Source organism: Salinibacterium sp. 10G20-15 (assembly GCF_057365065.1).
On record NZ_CP195118.1, the window covers coordinates 970541 to 988550 of the forward strand.

16 protein-coding genes are annotated in these 18010 nt (G+C 62.5%); 5 read left to right on the forward strand and 11 right to left on the reverse strand.

What is annotated here, in order from left to right; translation table 11 throughout:
• Positions 1–12 precede the first annotated feature (12 nt).
• Positions 13–1119 (reverse strand): hypothetical protein, encoded by a 1107-nt coding sequence (locus ACR3YK_RS04665; RefSeq protein WP_486176055.1) that lies wholly within the window; start codon positions 1117–1119, stop codon positions 13–15.
• A gap of 144 nt (positions 1120–1263) precedes the next feature.
• On the opposite strand from ACR3YK_RS04665, the gene ACR3YK_RS04670 reads away from it, so the two are divergent.
• Positions 1264–1659, forward strand: coding sequence for a GntR family transcriptional regulator (locus ACR3YK_RS04670; RefSeq protein ID WP_486176056.1), 396 nt, complete (start codon positions 1264–1266; stop codon positions 1657–1659).
• 15 nt (positions 1660–1674) lie between these two features.
• On the opposite strand, the gene ACR3YK_RS04675 is transcribed toward ACR3YK_RS04670, so the two are convergent.
• Positions 1675–2295, reverse strand: a complete 621-nt coding sequence (locus ACR3YK_RS04675) for a response regulator transcription factor (RefSeq protein WP_100387684.1) — start codon at positions 2293–2295, stop codon at positions 1675–1677.
• On the reverse strand, positions 2292–3539 hold the full coding sequence (locus tag ACR3YK_RS04680; protein WP_486176057.1) for a sensor histidine kinase: 1248 nt from the start codon (positions 3537–3539) through the stop codon (positions 2292–2294). The genes ACR3YK_RS04675 and ACR3YK_RS04680 overlap by 4 nt, the downstream gene beginning before the upstream one ends.
• Positions 3540–3703: 164 nt before the next feature.
• Between ACR3YK_RS04680 and ACR3YK_RS04685 the strand changes: the two genes are divergently transcribed.
• Together ACR3YK_RS04685 and ACR3YK_RS04690 are read left to right on the forward strand one after the other, a co-directional pair.
• Positions 3704–4777, forward strand: coding sequence for an ABC transporter permease (locus tag ACR3YK_RS04685; RefSeq protein WP_486176058.1), 1074 nt, complete (start codon positions 3704–3706; stop codon positions 4775–4777).
• Positions 4774–5472 (forward strand): ABC transporter ATP-binding protein, encoded by a 699-nt coding sequence (locus ACR3YK_RS04690; RefSeq protein ID WP_486176059.1) that lies wholly within the window; start codon positions 4774–4776, stop codon positions 5470–5472. The genes ACR3YK_RS04685 and ACR3YK_RS04690 overlap by 4 nt, the downstream gene beginning before the upstream one ends.
• Here the strand turns inward: ACR3YK_RS04690 and ACR3YK_RS04695 are convergent.
• Together ACR3YK_RS04695 and ACR3YK_RS04700 are read right to left on the reverse strand one after the other, a co-directional pair.
• The gene (locus ACR3YK_RS04695; RefSeq protein ID WP_486176060.1) at positions 5440–6252 is read right to left on the reverse strand and encodes an aldo/keto reductase; all 813 of its coding nucleotides are present in this window, start codon (positions 6250–6252) and stop codon (positions 5440–5442) included. The two genes, ACR3YK_RS04690 and ACR3YK_RS04695, sit on opposite strands and share 33 nt — an antisense overlap.
• Positions 6253–6343: 91 nt before the next feature.
• Positions 6344–9811: a bifunctional proline dehydrogenase/L-glutamate gamma-semialdehyde dehydrogenase gene (locus ACR3YK_RS04700; protein WP_486176368.1), complete on the reverse strand. Its 3468-nt coding sequence runs from the start codon at positions 9809–9811 to the stop codon at positions 6344–6346.
• Between the two features lie 127 nt (positions 9812–9938).
• On the opposite strand from ACR3YK_RS04700, the gene ACR3YK_RS04705 reads away from it, so the two are divergent.
• On the forward strand, positions 9939–10832 hold the full coding sequence (locus ACR3YK_RS04705; protein WP_486176061.1) for a LysR family transcriptional regulator: 894 nt from the start codon (positions 9939–9941) through the stop codon (positions 10830–10832).
• A 3-nt stretch (positions 10833–10835) separates the two neighbouring features.
• On the opposite strand, the gene ACR3YK_RS04710 is transcribed toward ACR3YK_RS04705, so the two are convergent.
• The 5 genes from ACR3YK_RS04710 to ACR3YK_RS04730 all read right to left on the reverse strand — a co-directional run bounded on the left by ACR3YK_RS04710 (position 10836) and on the right by ACR3YK_RS04730 (position 16711).
• Positions 10836–11828: a LacI family DNA-binding transcriptional regulator gene (locus ACR3YK_RS04710; RefSeq protein ID WP_486176369.1), complete on the reverse strand. Its 993-nt coding sequence runs from the start codon at positions 11826–11828 to the stop codon at positions 10836–10838.
• A 67-nt stretch (positions 11829–11895) separates the two neighbouring features.
• Positions 11896–13320 (reverse strand): GH1 family beta-glucosidase, encoded by a 1425-nt coding sequence (locus tag ACR3YK_RS04715; protein WP_486176062.1) that lies wholly within the window; start codon positions 13318–13320, stop codon positions 11896–11898.
• The gene (locus tag ACR3YK_RS04720) at positions 13320–14231 is read right to left on the reverse strand and encodes a carbohydrate ABC transporter permease (protein WP_486176063.1); all 912 of its coding nucleotides are present in this window, start codon (positions 14229–14231) and stop codon (positions 13320–13322) included. Before ACR3YK_RS04720 ends, ACR3YK_RS04715 begins: the two co-directional genes overlap by 1 nt.
• On the reverse strand, positions 14228–15325 hold the full coding sequence (locus ACR3YK_RS04725) for a carbohydrate ABC transporter permease (protein WP_486176064.1): 1098 nt from the start codon (positions 15323–15325) through the stop codon (positions 14228–14230). Before ACR3YK_RS04725 ends, ACR3YK_RS04720 begins: the two co-directional genes overlap by 4 nt.
• Before the next feature lie 72 nt (positions 15326–15397).
• Complete coding sequence (locus ACR3YK_RS04730; protein ID WP_486176065.1) at positions 15398–16711, reverse strand: ABC transporter substrate-binding protein; 1314 nt, start codon at positions 16709–16711, stop codon at positions 15398–15400.
• 241 nt (positions 16712–16952) lie between these two features.
• Here ACR3YK_RS04730 and ACR3YK_RS04735 point away from each other — a divergent pair, with 241 nt between their 5' ends.
• Positions 16953–17333, forward strand: a complete 381-nt coding sequence (locus tag ACR3YK_RS04735) for a nuclear transport factor 2 family protein (RefSeq protein WP_486176066.1) — start codon at positions 16953–16955, stop codon at positions 17331–17333.
• A 14-nt stretch (positions 17334–17347) separates the two neighbouring features.
• Here ACR3YK_RS04735 and ACR3YK_RS04740 read toward each other — a convergent pair whose 3' ends face one another.
• Positions 17348–17896, reverse strand: a complete 549-nt coding sequence (locus tag ACR3YK_RS04740; protein ID WP_486176067.1) for a thioesterase family protein — start codon at positions 17894–17896, stop codon at positions 17348–17350.
• Between the last annotated feature and the right edge of the window lie 114 nt (positions 17897–18010).

Below are 18010 nucleotides of genomic sequence, written 5' to 3' on the forward strand. Positions count from 1 at the left end.
GCGATCGCCCGACTACTGATGCGCGGTGGCAGCCCATCGCCGCGTGCGTTCATCCAGTGTCCAACTCGTCTCCGAAAACTCTCCCAGCACCACATCCGTCAGCCAATATGTCGCGTCCGGGTCCCAGCCAGCGATCACGCTCGCGGTGTCGCTGTCAATTGGAATGGCTGTGCCTGCTGCAGAGAGATAAGCCGCGACCGACAGGTGCACCGCGTCAAAGTCACGAGCGACCAACGACCAGTCCGGCATCGTCCACGCCCCCGTACGACCCGTCGTCAGAAACCAGTCATAACGACGCCCAGCGCTGACATCCAAAGGATACGTGCGACACAACTCGGCCCATGACTCGGCGCCACTGATCTCAAACACCCGGACGGAGCGCGCAAAGTGCACTGGCCGCACATCGGCTGGATCGCTATCTATGCGATCCTCGACCAGCCACACACCGACCGGCGCCTCCTCGGGCAGTGCGCGGGTTGACATCGCCAGTTCAAGGGGAGGTCGGGACCACCATGTTCCCGACAGATTTCCTGCCGAATCAGCCGAGTAGTACTCGATAAAGCGCTCCTCTTCTTCGTCAGCCGCTGTGCGCCACTGGTCGAAGATCCGCGCCAGCCCCCTGGGGGCTGCTCGCTGGAGAACGGAATCGCGAAACTGCACAGCCCACTGCTCGGCGGCAACACCGTCGCTCCACCACGCCACCGCCGGCAAGACCACAAGATGCTCAGCGATGCGTTCGAGCGCGGGCTTGAGCCGAGCATCCGACAACAACTCGTCGGTGCCATCGGGCTCCTGCCAGTAACGCGCGTTGTCGACGGAGGTGCCCAAAGCTTCGAGAAGATCGGCAGAAGTGAGTGCGGGCAGAGAAGTCAGCGGGATCGCTTCAAGCGCCTCGACGACCTCTTCGACAGTGGGTTCAGGAAGCGGATCGGGGATGCCCCAACCGAAGATGGTGCCCTCCTGGCCACGGGCTTTTTCGAGCTGATGGGTGGCCCATCCGAGCAGGTAATTGAACGCCGCAACCTCAGGGCGCTCATTGTGCGGGTCGTGGCACGCCGCTGCCCAGCAAAGACGGCGGCCGCGCGGTCCTGCGAGCAGAGCGTGAGCATCCATCACCATTAGTTGACTTTAGGCGCCACTGACCAGCGAGTGCAAGCGCCTGAGGCCCACCGAGAAACTACGGGCGAAAGCGCGGGTCGGGGCCACACATTACGAGTTATAAACAGCCCGGATGCCGCCAAACACCGTGTGAGACAATCAACCATGGCTGATTCTTGGCGTCGCACCCCGACCGAAAGTCCCGTTACTTTCGAGATCGACACCTCCGCATCGATCCCTCCTTTTGAGCAGATTAAAGCTCAAGCGATTGCTCAGATCGCCAGCGGCGAATTGCTCGCCGGCACCAAGCTCGCCACGGTGCGCCAACTCGCGAGCGACCTTGGCATTGCGCCCAACACTGTGGCCCGCGCCTACCGCGAGCTTGAGGCTGACGGCTTCCTGCTCTCGCGTGGCCGCAACGGTACCGTCGTCAAAGCCCAGCCCGGCGATGCCGCCGCCCTGCTTCAGCTCGATGCCAAGGCGTACGCCAGTCGTGCTGCCGAACTCGGTATCAGCGACGACGAAGCCCTGCGCTTCATCACCATCGCGCTCAAAAATTAGCAGCGCAGCTGCGAGCTACCGCAGCACTCCCAGTTCGCGCGCCTTCGACACCGCAGCGGTGCGCGATGACACGTTCAGCTTCGAAAAGATGTGCACGAGGTGCGACTTGACCGTGGTCTGCGACACGAACATCTCTCCGGCGATCGCCGCGTTCGACATCCCGGCAGCAACCCGCTCCAGCACTTCGATCTCGCGTTTACTGAGGCTCACTTGCGGCGCCCGCATCCGATCGAGCAGCCGCCCCGCAATGACGGGCGCGAGGGCACTCTCCCCCGCGGCCGCAGCACGCACTGCTGCGATCAACTCGTGCGGCGGAGCATCCTTAAGCAAGTAGCCACTCGCGCCGGCCTCGACCGCACCCAGAATGTCGCCATCGGTGTCGTAGTTGGTCAGCACCAAAACGTAGGGGGCAGCCTCCAAGGCACGGATGCGGCGGGTAACATCGGCGCCGGTCTCCTGCGCCCCAAACTGCAGATCCATCAGCACCACACTCGGGTGCACCGACTGCACGAGCGCGAACGCCTCATCCGGAGTCGCGGCCTCGCCGACCACCGTCAGGTCGTCTTCGTGCTCCAGCAGTGCCCGCAAGCCAGCACGGACCACCGGATGATCGTCGGCAATCGCTACCCGAATCATGCGCGCTCCCCCGGCTCGGTCGCGTCCGCAACAGAACCAGCAACCGCACGCGGAGCCACCGTCAGAGTGACTGTCACCGTGGTGCCCTCGCCCGCCTTCGACTCGACCGTCAGCGCGCCATCAAGCTGCTCGACTCGCTCGCGCGTAGCCGTGAGTCCGAATGAATCCGAGAAACCTCGCGCCGAGGCATCCTCGACCACGGCGGGGTCAAAACCGCGACCGTTATCGGCGATAGTCAGCCGCACATGCGAACGATCGCGTTCAATCGAGAGAGTTGCCTGCGTCGCTTCGGAGTGCTGCACGACGTTCGCCATTGCTCCCTGCGCGATTCGCAACAGCGCGGTCTGCACGGGCATCGGAAGGTCGAGCGCATCCGCCACGCGAACGCGCACTTCGCGCTCGGAGCTCTGCCACTGAGTGTCTGCAAGGCGGCGCAACGCTGCCCCGATCCCCTGGTCCACGAGGGCTGCCGGGGCGAGCTCGCGGATGAAGTTACGAGTGTCGGCCAAGTTGGCGGCGGCAGTCTCCCGAGCCAGACGCACATGCTCGAGGCCAGCGGCATCCGGGTCAGCGCGCTCCGCAGCGTGCAGCAACATCTGGATGCTCGACAACCCTTGAGCGACGGTGTCATGAATCTCGCGCGCGAGTCTTGATCGCTCCGCCAGCACCCCGGATTCACGTTCGGTCTGCGCCAGCTGGTCACGCGTCTCGAGGAGTTGCTTCACCAACAGTTCGCGTTCCGCCGCCTCGGCCGCGAGCGATTTGTAGCCGAGACCGATCACGATCGCGACGCCCGCGCCGACGAGGGGGCCGACCACTCCGCCGACCGTCCACTCGCTGTGGAGCCCGAGGGCTGCGATGGCCAGCAACGTTGATCCCAGTACGGCGAGGGTGCGCCAGCCGCGTGGCAACAGGTGCAGATAAAGAAAGAACAGGGGAAACACGAGGTAGGCGGCATCCGGGCTCAACCACACCAACGCGAGCCACTCGGCTGACAGCACGAGCGCCCACACGTAGGCGGTGGCTGACTGAGCACTCGCTCCCGAACTCATGGCGTGCCGGGCCAAGTATCCGCCGAAACCATAGGTGACGAGCAGAACTGCAGAGAGGGCGATCACCGCGGCCGTGTAGGGATTGCCATCCACGAGAGCCCGCACGACAACCAACACCGTGAGAGCGACAAAGAGAATGTGCAAACTGGTGCGCAAGCCCACAAAGACAGGGGTCAACGCGGTGTGGCTCACTCTTCGACCCTACTGCCGCCCACGACCGCTCCTATCCACCGAAAGGATGATTGTGGGCTCCGCACTTAGCGTTCGCAAGTGCACTCTCTCGGCCGATGCCCTGCCGTCCACTGCCGAGGATGCTGGTTACTGTCGCTCACCGTCGACGCCGAAAGGACTTCCCCATGTTTGTTGCGTGGCGCGATCTGCGCTTTGCCCGCGGACGATTTTTGCTCATTGGCACCGTCGTTGCCCTCATCACTGTGCTCGTCGGATTTCTCAGCGGCCTCACTGGGGGGCTCGCAGCTCAAAACGTTTCTGGTGTTCTCTCACTCCCCGCCGACCAACTCGTGTTCGCGACCCCGAGCAGCAAGGGGGCGGATGAGGCGAGCTTCTCCGACTCGAACGTCACCGAAAAGCAAGCGACGACGTGGGCTGACGCCGACGGTGTGGTCTCGGCCAACCCCATCGGAGTCTCGCAAACCAAGGCGGAATCCCCCAACTCCAGCACCGCCATCGCGATCTTCGGCGTTGTCGCAGGCTTCGACGACACTGCTCCGACTGGCAACGGCAAGGTCGGACTCTCCGAGGATGCCGCCGCCAGCCTCGACGTCACCACCGGCGACACCATCACGATCGCCGGCACCGAGTACACGGTTGAGAAGGTCAGCGGCAATTGGTGGTACAACCACACGCCCGTCGTGCAGCTGACGCTCGACGACTGGCAGGGTTACTCCGCCACGACCGGCAACCCGGATGCCTACGCCACCGCCATCGCGGTCACCGGCGATGCCGACTGGGATGCCATCAACGCCGACGCCGACACTCTCAGCAACTCCGTTCTGCTGTCGCTGACCGCTGTCAGTTCGTTCCGCTCGGAGATCGGTTCGTTGCTCATGATGGTCGCGATGCTATTCGGAATCTCCGCCCTCGTCATCGGCGCGTTCTTCACCGTGTGGACGATGCAGCGCAAAGCAGACATTGCGATGCTGAAAGCGCTCGGAGCATCCACCCCGTCGCTCATCCGCGATGCCCTCGGGCAGGCCCTCATCGTGCTGCTGATCGGTGTCGGGATAGGCATCGGGGTAACGGCGTTGCTCGGCGCCCTCCTGGGTGACGCGCTCCCGTTCATCCTGAGCCCGTTCACCACCCTGCTGCCGGCAGGCGTGATGATTGTGCTCGGCCTCGCCGGCGCCGCCTTCGCCCTGCGTTCCGTCACCACCGCCGATCCACTCACTGCCCTAGGGAGCACCCGATGATCACTCTCGACAACGTCACTCTCACCTTTCCCGACGGCGAAGGCCGCGTCACCGCGGTCGACCACGTCACGCTCAGTGCCCACCCCGGTACGGTCACCGGCATTACAGGGCCGAGCGGTTCGGGCAAGTCGAGCCTGCTTGCAGTAGCCGCCACCCTCATCCGCCCCGACTCTGGTCGCGTCATGATCGACGATGTGGATGCCGCCCAACTGTCGGCAACCGAAGCGACGGTGCTGCGCCGCGACAGCATCGGCATCGTGTTTCAGCAGTCGAACCTGCTGCCCTCGCTGACCGCGCTGGAACAGCTCGCCGTCATGAACGAACTCGGAGCCCCGCACAGCCGCCGCAAGCGGGCCGAGGTTGCCGCTCACTCTCGTGAACTGCTGGATGCCGTGGGTCTCGCCGATCAGGCTCACAAGCGACCGCATCAGCTCTCGGGCGGTCAGCGCCAACGCATCAACATCGCGCGCGCCCTCATGAACGACCCAAAGGTGCTGCTCGTGGACGAACCGACGAGTGCTCTCGATCAAGAGCGCGGTGCGAGCATCATTGAGCTCATCCTGCGCCTCACCGACGAGCGCAACACCTCAACGCTGCTCGTGACCCACGATCTCGTTCACCTTCCGCGCATGCACGCGGTTGTGACCATGGTGGATGGCTCGCTAGTGACCGATCTGGTCGGAGTCGACGCCTGACCCCGGTACGTCGATCGCCGCGATGGCGTCGAGGTCGCGCGAGTCGAGTTCGAAGTCGAAGACCGCAATGTTGTCGGCCAGCCTCTCGGGGTTAGCCGACTTCGGAATAGCGACGATGCCGTTTTGCAGGTGCCAGCGCAGTGCGACCTGAGCGGCCGATCGTTCGTGCTTTTCCGCGATCTCAAGCAACACGGGCTGGTCAAGCACGCTCTTGATGGGGCTCCACGCTTCCGTGACGATTCCGCGGGAGTCGTGGTACGCCCGGTCGTCGAGGCGAGCGTTGGTCGGCGAGAGGTCGACCTGGTTGACGGCCGGGACGGTGGCCCCAGCATCCAGCAGCACATCAAGGTGGGCCGGCTTGAAGTTGGAGACACCGATGGAGCGGGTGAAGCCCTCCGCCTGAAGCTTCTCGAAGGTGCGCCACGTCGAGAGGAAATCGCCGCGGTCAGGCAGCGGCCAGTGAATCAGCAGCAGGTCAACGAACTCGAGGTCAAGGCGTTCGAGGCTGCCCCGCAGGCCCTCGATTGCGCGATCCTCACCCTGATATTGCCCATCCAACTTAGTCGTGACGAAGAGTTCGTCGCGATCAATACCGCTGCGCCGGATGCCCTCACCCACGCCCGCTTCGTTGCCGTACTTGGCTGCCGTGTCGATGTGGCGGTACCCGAGCTCGATGGCGGTCGGAACAACAACAGCGACTTCAGCGTCGCCGAGGGGCCACGTGCCGAGACCGAGTTGGGGGATGCTGTGGCCGTCGTTGAGCGCAATCGAAGGGATCATCTTCTTAGGCTAAGCGACGGCGAGGACAGTGCGCGAGGACTCGCTCAAGCGAATCCCCGCGCACCAACGTGAGCTGGGTTGACGAACGCCCTTAGACCTCGAGGGCCGCCATCGCCGGGTCGGGGTTTCCGAAACGGTGAGCTGTGATCGAGAGCGACTGCTCGTGCACAAAGATCAACAGTTCGACGCGACCCGACGTTGTGACTGGACCGCTCCAGATCGCGACGTCAGGGTTGCCCTTAACCGCTTCCGAGAGCGCGACGGCCGAGCCCCCGATGAGGCGAACGCGACTTGTCTTGAGGCCATTCTGTGCAGCACGTTCAAGCCAACGAGCATCCGACTCGACGACGACGTCGGCCACCGACACCGCGGTGCCCGAGTCGAACGATTCGGTGAGCAGTGATGGCAGCGGAACGGCCGAGCTGATGTGGATCGTGGAACCGATGCGAGCCGCACCGGCAATCATGCGCACCAGGAGGCCAAGCGGTTCGCCCTCCGAGAGACGAATAGTCACCGGCACCGGACGGTAGCGGAACACGTTGCGCTCTACCCCAAGGTTCGACACATCGCGGCTGACACCGAACTCGGTCTCCCACGCACGCTGATCGCTTTCCGCGGCACGGCGAACACGGTCGAACTCATCAAATTCCATGCCCGACTGTGCCTTCTTGATGACCGACGACACCTGATCACTCAGGCCGCGCACCTGAATGTTGCCCGACGTGGGCTGCTCAACGGCTTCCCATTCGCCCAACGTCATCAGGTAGTTGGGGCCACCAGCCTTGGCGCTGCGGCCCACGGTCGAACGCTTCCAGCCGCCAAAGGGCTGACGCCGGACGATAGCTCCCGTGATTCCGCGGTTGACGTAGGCGTTTCCGGCCTCAACTTCGTCGAGCCACCGAGCGACTTCGTCGGGATCGAGAGAGTGGATGCCCGCCGTGAGCCCGTAATCCACGGCGTTCTGAATCTCGATTGCTTCAGCCAAGTTCTTGGCGCGCATGATGCCGAGCACGGGGCCAAAGTATTCCGTCATGTGGAATTCACTGCCGGGAACAACGCCAGTGCGAACGCCGGGGGTCCACTGCTTGCCTTCGTCGTCGAGCTGGCGAGGCTTCACAAGCCAGCTTTCACCGGGAGCGAGAGTGGTGAGCGCGCCGAGCAGCTTGCCCTGGGCGGGCTCCACAATCGGACCCATGGTGGTGAGGGGGTTCTGCGGAAGCCCCACGCGCAGCGTGCGTACCGAGTCGACGAGTTGGCGTTCGAAGCGCTCGCTTGTGCCCACTGATCCGACAAGAATCACAAGAGAAGCAGCCGAGCATTTTTGGCCGGCGTGGCCAAACGCGCTCTTGGTGACATCCGCTACAGCAAGGTCAAGGTCGGCGCTCGGAGTGACGATGATCGCGTTCTTGCCGCTGGTTTCCGCGAGGATCGGCAGGTCGCTGCGCCATTCGCGGAACATCGCAGCGGTCTCCCACGCCCCCGTGAGGATGACGCGGTCGACGGCGGGGTCGGCGATGAGGGTGCGCCCCAGCTCGCGATCTTTGAGGTCGACAAGAACGAGAACTTCGCGCGGCACACCAGCCTCCCAGAGAGCTTCCACCATGACGGCGGCGCTGCGCTGCGAGAGCTTGGCTGGCTTGATGATGACACCACTTCCCGCAGCGAGCGCGGAAAGCACGCTGCCGGCGGGAATAGCTACCGGGAAGTTCCACGGCGGGGTCACCACGGTCAGAGCGGAGGGCACGAACTTCGCATCCTCGATGGTTTCGAGGTCACGAGCGCGCTCAGCGTAGTAATGCGCGAAGTCGATGGCTTCACTAACCTCAACGTCGCCCTCGGCGATCGTCTTGCCGGCCTCGTTCGCCATAATCTCAATGAGGCGAGCACGGGACTTCTCCATCGAATCACCGGCGCGGTGCAGAATGGCAGCGCGCTCGGCTGCGGGCATCCCACCCCAGTTACGACCGGCGACTGCGGTACTGGCAATGATTCTCCACATCTGTTCGTGCGTCGTAACCGCACCGGCCTTGATCGAGTCGATGCCAAGTTGCGAATCGGCGCTGCGAGCCAGAATGGCACGACCCCACGTGCGGTTCTCGCCGATAGCAGGATCCGTATCTGCCACGTTATTGAAGGGGCGGTCACCGATCAGCGCCGCCGGCTGGGTGCGATCCTGCACGCGGTTCGTGGTCTGAGCCGGCTTATCGAGGTTTGCGAGCGACGCCAAGAAGCGATCCCGCTCGCGGATGAAAATGGCTTCGTTACTGGAGAGCTCGAACAGCCCCGACATGAAGTTTTCAGTGCTCGCGTTCTCTTCGAGGCGACGAACGAGGTAGCTGATGGCGGAGTCAAACTCGCTCGGCTGAACAACGGGCGTGTAGAGGAGGAGACTACCGACATCACGCTTGATCGCTTCGGCCTGCCCGGTGGCCATGCCGAGAAGCATCTCAAACTCAACGCGCTCGGTAACGCCACGCTCTTGAGCGAGGTGCCAGGCGAAAGCGATGTCGAAGAGGTTGTGACCGGCAACACCAATGCGCACAGCGTCCATGCGTTCGGGAGTGAAAGCCCAGTCGAGTACGCGCTTGTAGTGAGTATCGCTGTCTTGCTTGGCGCCCCACGTCGCGAGCGGCCAGTGGTGAGTGATGGCGTCGACGTGTTCCATGGCAAGGTTGGCGCCCTTGACGACGCGAACCTTAATGCCAGCGCCGCCGCGAGCGCGACGCTCCATCGACCAGCGAGTCAACTCCTGCAGCGCCGTGAGGGCATCCGGCAGGTAGGCCTGAAGCACGATGCCGGCCTCAAGTTCGAGCAGTTCGGGCTGATCCATGAGTTTCTCAAAGACCGCGATGGTGAGGTCGAGGTCTTTGAACTCTTCCATGTCGAGGTTGATGAACTTCTTGTCGGGGGCGTTCAGCGCGAGCATGTAGAGCGGGGTCAGACGGTCGACAACGCGGTCGACGGTCTCGTCGAAGGCCCACATGGAGAGTTGGGAGACAACCGACGACACCTTGATGGAGACATAGTTGACGTCATCCCGGCGCAATAGGGCTTTGGTGCCAGCTAGACGGCGATCGGCCTCGTCGTCACCGAGCACCGCTTCACCGAGCAGGTTGAGGTTCAAGTTCGAACCGTTGTCGCGCAGGTGGGTGAGCGCCTTGTCGAGCTTGGACGGCGTCGCGTCGATGATGAGGTGGCTCACCATCTGACGGAGCACCCGACGGGCGATCGGAACGATGATCCAGGGCAGTAGCGGCGCGAAGCCGCCACCGACGAGGATCGCGAAGCGGAGGTACCACGGCAGGAACGCGGGGATGATGTGGGTGAGGCGCTCGAGGTTGCGACCGGCAACGCGCACATCTTCGGGGCGCACGACCGTGTCGATGAACCCGAGCGTGAACTCGAGACCGTTCGGATCCTTCAGAACGCCAGCGAGGCGCGTGGCACTCGCATCGGCGGGAAACTCTTCACTTTCGGCCAGCCACCGGCGCACGGTACTGATCGTTTGATCCGCGATGTGCTGGTGTGAAGCACTGAGGTTGTCGGCAGTCGTTGACATGCTCACGAGAATAGGCCTCCGAACGGGGGTTGGGCTGGAACTCTCAGTGTGCGGCCAGAAAGGCCTTTAGCAAAAGCGACGGAATTCGCACGATATCGCTTAGAATAAGTTAACTATTGGAGGAGAGATGCTCGACGTTCGCCGGCTGCGCCTTTTGCGAGAACTCAAGCTTCGCGGCACCATCGCTGCCGTCGCAAGCGCCCTCAGCTACACCCCCTCCGCCGTGTCTCAACAACTGGCCCTTCTCGAGGAAGAAGCGCGGGTTCCGCTGCTCGTGAAAGCGGGTCGCCGTGTGCAACTGACGCCCGAAGCCGAACTGCTCGTGGAGCACACCGTCGCCCTTCTCGAACGACTCGAACTGATGGAAGCGGAGATCCATTCCTCCCTCACCGAAGTGCGCGGCACCGTTCGACTCGCCGTCTTCCAATCGGCCGCGCTCGGCATTATCCCGCAAGCCCTCAGCGTTATCGCTCAGGACTACCCGCAGCTCCGTATCGAGATGACGCAGCGTGAGCCCGAGAGCGCCCTCTTCGAAACCTGGACCCGCGAATTCGATCTGGTGATCGCCGAGCAGTACCCCGGTCACGCCGCGCCGCGGCATCCCGACCTCGACATGATCCCGCTCTACGCCGATCAGCTGTCACTTGCTGTGCCCGCCGGCAGCGACATCACAACCCTCGCCGAAGCTGCCTCAAGCTCGTGGGTGATGGAGCCCCGCGGCACCGCCTCCCGCCACTGGGCAGAACAACAGTGCCGACGCGCCGGCATCGAGCCCGACGTACGCTTCGAAACCGCCGACCTGCAGGCGCACATCCGCCTGGTCGAGTCCGGCCACGCCACCGCCATCTTGCCGGGGCTCGTCTGGGGTAGCCGCACCCCCACCGTCGAACTGCGGCCGATGCCCGGCCTGCCGCGACGGTCGGTTTTCACCTCAGTGCGCGAATCGAGCGTGAGCCGGCCGTCGATTGTGGCGTGCCGCGAAGTGCTCGAACAGGTTGTGCAGTCGTTCGCCGCGGAATAGCGGCTACGCCGAATCGCGGATGACGAGCTCGGTACTGAGCGTCGTCACGGTATCCACAGCGCGCTTCTCAATCAGCGCCACGATCTTCTCGGCCATGCAGCGGCCCATCTCTACCGACGGCTGGCGCACGGTCGTGAGCGGCGGAGTCGCGGTGCTCCCGTAGTTGTCGTCGTCGAAGCCGACCACGGCAATGTCTCCCGGCACCGACAAGCCAGCTTCACGGATGGCCGAGTACGCGCCAATCGCCATCTGGTCGTTGGCGGCAAAGATGCCATCGATGGGTTCGCCGCGCGCCAAAAGGCGGCGCATTGCCGCGGCGCCCGAGGGCGGCGAGAAGTCGCCGGTCTCCACGAGGTCGCTCGTGAGCCCGTGCTGCGACAGCGTGCTGTGAAAAGCCGAGAGGCGATCGACACCCGGGGGCATATCCTGCGGTCCCGCAATCGTAGCGAGACGCGTGCGACCGGATGCCACCAAATGCTCAACGGCAGAGCAGGCTCCCGTGAAGTTGTCGACATCCACGTAGTAGTTATCGCCGTCAACGTCGCTGAGCGGACGCCCACCGAACACGACGGGAAGGTTTCGGCTGAGCTCGGAGTAGGAGTGATCGCCGGTGTGGTGCGAGACGACAAGCGCACCATCCACATTGCCACCCAGGAGGTAACGACGAGTCTTGTGCGACGCCGAACCCGACTCGATGATCATGTTGAGCGTGTAATCGGTGTCTTCGAGATACTGCGCAACGCCCTGCACCACCGCAGCGAAGAAGGGGTCGTCGAAGACTTTGGCTGCCGATTCCGGAACCACCATCGCGATGGCTTGCGTGCGGCGGCTCACGAGCGAACGGGCAGCGCGATTGGGCACATAGTTCAGGTGCTCAATCGCGGCCTGCACAACTGCCGCAACATCCGGACTCACCTTGGGAGACTGATTGACCACGCGCGAAACGGTGGCGCGCGAAACGCCCGCCTCTGCCGCCACCATCTCTAGTGTCGGCATCGAACCGCTGCGCAATTTTTCAGCCACGAGCTCGCTCTCTACCTAATCGTTTCTCTAAGAGTAGCGATCAGACCGCGGCTTTCGTGGCCGCGATGAGCGCGGCGTACTCCTTGGCACTCTGCTTCGGGATGCGTTCCTGCGTCTCGTAATCGACGTAGACGATGCCGAAACGCTTGTTGTAGCCCCAGGCCCACTCGAAGTTGTCGAGCAGTGACCACACGAAGTAGCCGCGCACATCAGCACCGTCAGCAATGGCATCCGCCACCGCCTGAATGTGTTGCGCAATATAGCTAGCGCGCTTCGGGTCGTCGATGGAGTCGCCCTCGCGAGTGTCGTCGTACGAGGCGCCGTTTTCGGTGACGTACAGCGGCGGCAGCGTGGGGTATTCCTGGCCGAGTCGAACAAGGAGGTGGTGTAGACCGCTCGGGTTGACTTCCCAATCCATCGCGGTGCGAGGCAGGTCACGCGGCGGCATCGTCACAAACTCGCTCCCGACGAACATGGAGCGACCGGGCTTAGTGGTGGGGCGAAGTCCGGGTGCTGCATCAGCGGGAGCGGGATGACCGCTCACGTTGTCGTCGTGGTAGTGATTGACGCCCAAGAAATCGATGGGCGCCGAAATGATCTCCAAGTCTCCGGGCTGAACGTGCTGCTCGAAGTCGTAGTCGCGCATGTCTTCGATCACATCGGCCGGGTAGGCGCCCAGCACGAGAGGCTCAAGGAACATGCGGTTCCAGATGCCATCGATGCGACGAGCGGCGTCGAGGTCGACGGGATCGCTCGGGTCGTTCGGCACGGCGTTCGTGAGGTTCAGCGTAATGCCGAGCTCGATCTCGCGGCCCTGTTCGGTAGCGATCTCGCGCAACCGATTCGCTGCCAAGCCGTGCGCGAGGTGCTGGTGGTGCAACGCGGCAAGACCCTGGTGGGGGTCGGTGAGACCGGGAGCGTGCTCGCCCGCGATGTACCCGATGAGCGACGAACACAGCGGCTCGTTGAAGGTCGTCCAGTGGTTCACGCGATCGCCCAATACCGAATAGACAGCCTCGGCGTAATCAGCGAAACGGTACGCGGTATCGCGGTTAGCCCATCCGCCCTTCTCCTGCAGCGCCTGCGGCAAATCCCAGTGGTACAGCGTGAGCCAGGGCAGGATACCGGCCTCAAGCAGCGAGTCAACGAGACGGCTGTAGAAGTCGAGTCCCTCCGCGTTCGGGGTGCGATCGCCGGGAACGACTCGGGCCCAGCTTGTGGAAAAGCGGTATGAGTCGAGGCCGAGCTCTTTCATGAGCTGAACGTCGTCGGCCATGCGGTGGTAATGGTCGACCGCAACTTCGGGGGTGTCACCGTTGGCGACGGCAAGAGGCTGGCGGGCGTAGTGGTCCCAGATTGAATCTTCTTTGCCGCCCTCGTGAGCTGCTCCCTCAATTTGGGCAGCCGCGGTAGCGGAACCCCAGAGAAAACCCTTCGGCCAGGTGGTGGTACTGAGTGAATTCATTAGCCTTTTACTGCTCCTGCCATGATGCCCGAGACGAGTTGCCGTCCCGCGAGAATGAAGACGATCAGCAGTGGCAGTGTTGCCAATACTGCGCCCGAAAGAACGACTGAGTAATCGACGTATTTGGCGCTCTGCAGCTGACTGAGCGCCACCTGCAGAGTGGGGTTCTGCGGCGCAACGAGCAGCGGCCACAGGTAGTCGGTCCACGCGGTCATGAACGTGAAGAGACCGAGGATCGCCATGGCCGGGCGCGCGGCCGGAAGCCCCACGCTGAGGAAGGTGCGGAACATGTTCGCCCCGTCGACACGGGCAGCTTCGATGAGTTCATCGGGAATGACATCCACCAGGTATTGCCGCATGAAGAACACCCCGAAGGCGGTGACAAGGGTCGGTACCACTACCGCGCCGAGCGTGCCGGTCCAGCCGAGTTCTTTCATGAGCATGAACTGCGGGATGACTCCCAGCTGGGTCGGTACCGCGAGCGTCGCGATCACAAAGATCATGAGCCCTTCGCGGCCCCTGAAGCGCAACTTAGCGAAGGCATAGCCGGCGAGCGTGGAGAAGAAAACGACGGACGTCGTGATGATCGTCGAGACGATGATGCTGTTCAGTAGCGCCTGCCAGAAGGGAACCGTGTTGAGCACTTCGCCGACGTTGATCCAGAACCGACCGCCGGGCAAGAAGGGTGGCCACGTTTCGGTGAGTACGGTGTTGTCGCTTGAGCCGACAATGTACGACCACCACAGCGGGTAGGAGCCGCCAAGGAACAACGCAAGCAGGATCCCGTAGACGAAGAACCCGGGGCGCTCGGCAAGGCCGCGGGCACGGCCACGACCACGGCGGCTCTGCTGACCGTGCGGGCGCGCATCCGTCACGTTATCGGGGGCACGTGTGGCGCTTGTGGTGCTCATGAGCGCTTCTCCTCATCTACGACGGTTGCCGCCGGCACGCCGGTCGGGTTGGCCGCGGTGGTGGCGCGGTAGCGGGCAAGTTTTTTGGCGCGGCGCTTGGAGATGACCTTGACTTCGGTGGAGGCGATCCTGCGTGAGATCGCGAAGTTCAACAGTCCGAAGCCGACGATGATCAGGAACAGCAGCCACGCGATGGCAGAAGCTTTACCGAAGTCACCGCGGTTGAACGCCATGTCCCACAGGTAGAGCACGGTGGTTTGGTATTCACGATGGGCTCCGCCCAGGTTCGCGCTGGTGGGGTTGAAGAGCTTGGGCTCGGTGAAGATCTGCAGGCCACCGATGGTGGCGGTAATGATCACAAAGATCATGGTGGGGCGGATGCTCGGCAACGTCATCGAGAAGAAGCGACGCACAGCGCCCGCTCCGTCGAGCGCTGCCGATTCGTAAATGTCGCGGGGAACGGCCTGCATCGCGGCGAGAAGAATGAGGGCGTTGTAGCCGGTCCAGCGCCAATTGACCATCGAGGCAATCGCGAAGTGGCTTGCAAAGACTTCGCTCTTCCAGAGCACCGGCTCAATGTTGAATGAGGTCAGGATGTTGTTAATAAGCCCGTACTTTTCGCCAAACGCGCTCGAAAAGATGATCGCGACCGCTACCGGGGTAACGATGTACGGGATGAGGATGCTCATGCGCCAGAACGTCTTCGCGCGCAGGTTCTGGTCGAGCACTGCCGCGATGAAAACGGCAGCAACGAGCTGCGGAATCGCGCTCAGCAGGAAGATGCTCATTGTGTTGAAGAGCGAATTCCAAAAGTAGGGGTCGTTGAGTTCGGCGATGTAGTTGTCGAAGCCGATCCAGTCGCCGGCGCCACTCAAGATGTCCCAGTCGTTGAGAGAGACAACGAAGGTGTAGACGAGTGGGAAGAGCCCAATGAGCGCGAAGAGCACAAAGAAGGGGGCGATGTAGAGGTAGGGGGATGCTTTCACATCGAGACGACTAAGACGCTGCCGTCTGGTGAGCGTGGCCTGTGTCGGCCTAGAGCGTTTCTTCGCCGCACCAGTGTCTGGTCGAGGCGGGCTCGTCGTGGTCGTCATGAGAAAAGTCGCTTTCAAGAAATGAGGCCCCCGGCACGGGGCACGCCGGGGGCCTCAGTCGTTGCTAGGTGGTTAGTTGAGGTCGAGGTTCTTCAGAGCCTCAAGAGCGTTGTTCCACGCCGTGTCACCGTCAACGCCTGCGTCGAGCTCCTTGGTGGCGGGACCAAAGACCTGCTCCTGAACGACAGCGTCGTTCGGGCCCTTGAATTGCGCCTTGACGCCCTCTGCGCGCGATCCGAGGATCGTGCCGACGGGAGCGTCGTTGAAGAAGGTGCTGAGTTCGCTGCTCCCGGTGACACCGTCATCCGTCTGAGCTGCTACGACGCTGGGGAAGGTTCCCGCAGCCTGGAAGGCGGCAACTTCGGACTCAGCCGAGGTGAGGTACGCGGCAAGCTTTGCTGCCTCTTCCGGGTGCTCCGACTGGGTCGGAACGGTCAGGAAGGCGCCACCCCAGTTAGCTGCTCCACCGGGGAAGACATCGGCGAAGTCCCAGCCGCTGCTGGCGTCTCCGCCTGCTGCTTCAACCTGTCCCTTGACGACTCCGAGCATCCAGCCGGGGCACATGAACGTTGCGAAGGAGCCATCAACGAAGGCCTTTCCCCCGCCCCAGTCCCACGCGGTCTGCTCAGCCGAGAGGCCGGATGCTGCGCCATCGGCGAGCTTGTCCCATTGAGCCTTGAGGTCGGCGTTGCCTTCGATGTCGAGCTCACCGTCAGCGGTGTAGTAGCCCTCGTCGAGCTGGTTGACCATGGCGTTCCAAACGAATCCGGAGTGGTCGTAGAAAGCTTTGCCGGTTGCGGCGTTGTAGTCCTTACCAACTTGGAAGAAGTCATCCCACGTTGCGCTGTCCCCACCGAAGAGCTCGGCTACGGCGTCGCGGTCAGAGGGCATGCCGGCGGCCTCCAGGAGGTCTCCGTTGTAGCAGAGACCTTCGGGGCCGATGTCGGTTCCGTAGCCGATGATGCGGCCTTCTGCGTCGGTTCCCTGAGCCAGCTTCCAGTCGACCCAGCGGTCTTTGATGTCGTCGGCACCATAGTCACGAAGGTCGTGGAAGGTGTCAGAGACCTGCATGACCTGACCGAGCCATCCTTCTTCAACGGCTTGAACGTCGGGGAGACCGGCGCCAGCGGCCTGCTTGGTCTTCCAGTCTGTGAGGGCGTTTCCACCGGTGTCGATGTTGGTGGCCTTGATGGTGATGTTGGGGTTCTCGGCTTCGTACGCTGCGTACAGTTCGTCGAGACCCATCGTGCCGAAGGTGGTCACGGTGAGGGTGATGTCGCCATCGCTACCTCCACCGTCAGTTGCCGAGCAACCCGTGGCGAGAAGGGCAATGGATGCTGCGCCTGCGACGGCTGCAACCATCTTGGTGCGTCGTAGAGATTTCACGGTCACTTCCTTGTGAATGAGGGATGTTGGTGTCCGAAAGAGGTCCCCCATCAGGAATGAGAGCGCTCTCACGATTGCAGACTGATCTTATGAGAGCGCTCTCTTGAATGTCAAGAGAGCGCTCTCATATCCGCACAAGTCGTAGAAACAACTGCAAACGCTTGCTTCTCGACGCGATCACGATTACCTGCCCGCGCTAGGTGGCCGCGCACTCGCACACTCACGGGTCTAGGCTGACCACATGGAACTCGTTCAGACGTACCTTGCTGCACTGGCCGCCTCTGACACCGCAGCAATCTTGCCGCTCTTCGCCGAAGACGCTGTGGTGATCTCACCGCTCTACGGTGAACGTGCGCCCGCAGAGTTTTATCCGGCACTTTTCGCGGATTCGCAGAGCGCAACCCTCACTCTACGATCTGTGATGCGCGGAGAAAATGAAGACGGTGCCCCCACGGTCGCCTTCTGGTTCAACTTCGATTGGGTCTTGAGTGACGGAGTCCCCGCGCCATTCGTCGTGGTGGATGTCGCTGAACTCGACGAACACGGATTGATCACGCGGCTACACATCATTTACGACACGGTGACCGTGCGACCCGCGTTCGACAACGCCACCGTCAAGTAAATTTCTGAACGCGCTTACGTCCAGAGGGATGGAGCGTCGGCGCGACTGACGGGCAGCGCAACGTGGTCGGCCCACTCCTGAACCCACTCGGGCATGACGGGCTGTTCGTCATCCCATCCGATGGTTTCAAGAAGCTCGGCGACCGGCACCGTGCCGCCGCCGCGCTTCAGGAAGCGGGCGCGGGTCATGGCCTGCGCGTAAATCTGACCGTCAACGACGAAGCGCTGTTCGACAAAGACGGCCTTCTCATCGTAGCCAACGACGCGCGATTCGAGCTGAAACTTCTTCCACAAATCGAGCGACTTGCGAAAGCTGATCGTCTCGTTCGCCATCACCGGATAGAAGCCCTTGCGTTCGAGCTTCTGCCAGCCGCCGGCGCGAATCAGCAAGTCCATGCGGCCGATATCCATGATGGAGAAATAGCGGCCGTTATTCATGTGGCGCAGCAGATCAACATCGGTGGGCAACACCCGCATCGTCATGCTGCCGACATCGGTGATGCCAAGAGGCGAGCGACGTGTGCTGAGGATGCGGTGCAAGATGGTGCGGAAGATCAGATTCACTTGCCCAGATTAGGTGAATCGTGATCGAGTTCGTAAATCATTTGTAGGGATGCTCTAGCTCGCCGCTGCGCCAGAAACGCTGACCGGATGTCTCTGGACAGCCATATCCTGATT

Coding starts and splice junctions, on each gene's coding strand:
- ACR3YK_RS04665 (WP_486176055.1), bottom strand. CDS start 1,119: ATGGTGATGGATGCTCACGCTCTGCTCGCAGGACCGCGCGGCCGCCGT.
- ACR3YK_RS04670 (WP_486176056.1), top strand. CDS start 1,264: ATGGCTGATTCTTGGCGTCGCACCCCGACCGAAAGTCCCGTTACTTTC.
- ACR3YK_RS04675 (WP_100387684.1), bottom strand. CDS start 2,295: ATGATTCGGGTAGCGATTGCCGACGATCATCCGGTGGTCCGTGCTGGC.
- ACR3YK_RS04685 (WP_486176058.1), top strand. CDS start 3,704: ATGTTTGTTGCGTGGCGCGATCTGCGCTTTGCCCGCGGACGATTTTTG.
- ACR3YK_RS04690 (WP_486176059.1), top strand. CDS start 4,774: ATGATCACTCTCGACAACGTCACTCTCACCTTTCCCGACGGCGAAGGC.
- ACR3YK_RS04695 (WP_486176060.1), bottom strand. CDS start 6,252: ATGATCCCTTCGATTGCGCTCAACGACGGCCACAGCATCCCCCAACTC.
- ACR3YK_RS04700 (WP_486176368.1), bottom strand. CDS start 9,811: ATGTCAACGACTGCCGACAACCTCAGTGCTTCACACCAGCACATCGCG.
- ACR3YK_RS04705 (WP_486176061.1), top strand. CDS start 9,939: ATGCTCGACGTTCGCCGGCTGCGCCTTTTGCGAGAACTCAAGCTTCGC.
- ACR3YK_RS04710 (WP_486176369.1), bottom strand. CDS start 11,828: ATGCCGACACTAGAGATGGTGGCGGCAGAGGCGGGCGTTTCGCGCGCC.
- ACR3YK_RS04715 (WP_486176062.1), bottom strand. CDS start 13,320: ATGAATTCACTCAGTACCACCACCTGGCCGAAGGGTTTTCTCTGGGGT.
- ACR3YK_RS04720 (WP_486176063.1), bottom strand. CDS start 14,231: ATGAGCACCACAAGCGCCACACGTGCCCCCGATAACGTGACGGATGCG.
- ACR3YK_RS04725 (WP_486176064.1), bottom strand. CDS start 15,325: ATGACGACCACGACGAGCCCGCCTCGACCAGACACTGGTGCGGCGAAG.
- ACR3YK_RS04735 (WP_486176066.1), top strand. CDS start 16,953: ATGGAACTCGTTCAGACGTACCTTGCTGCACTGGCCGCCTCTGACACC.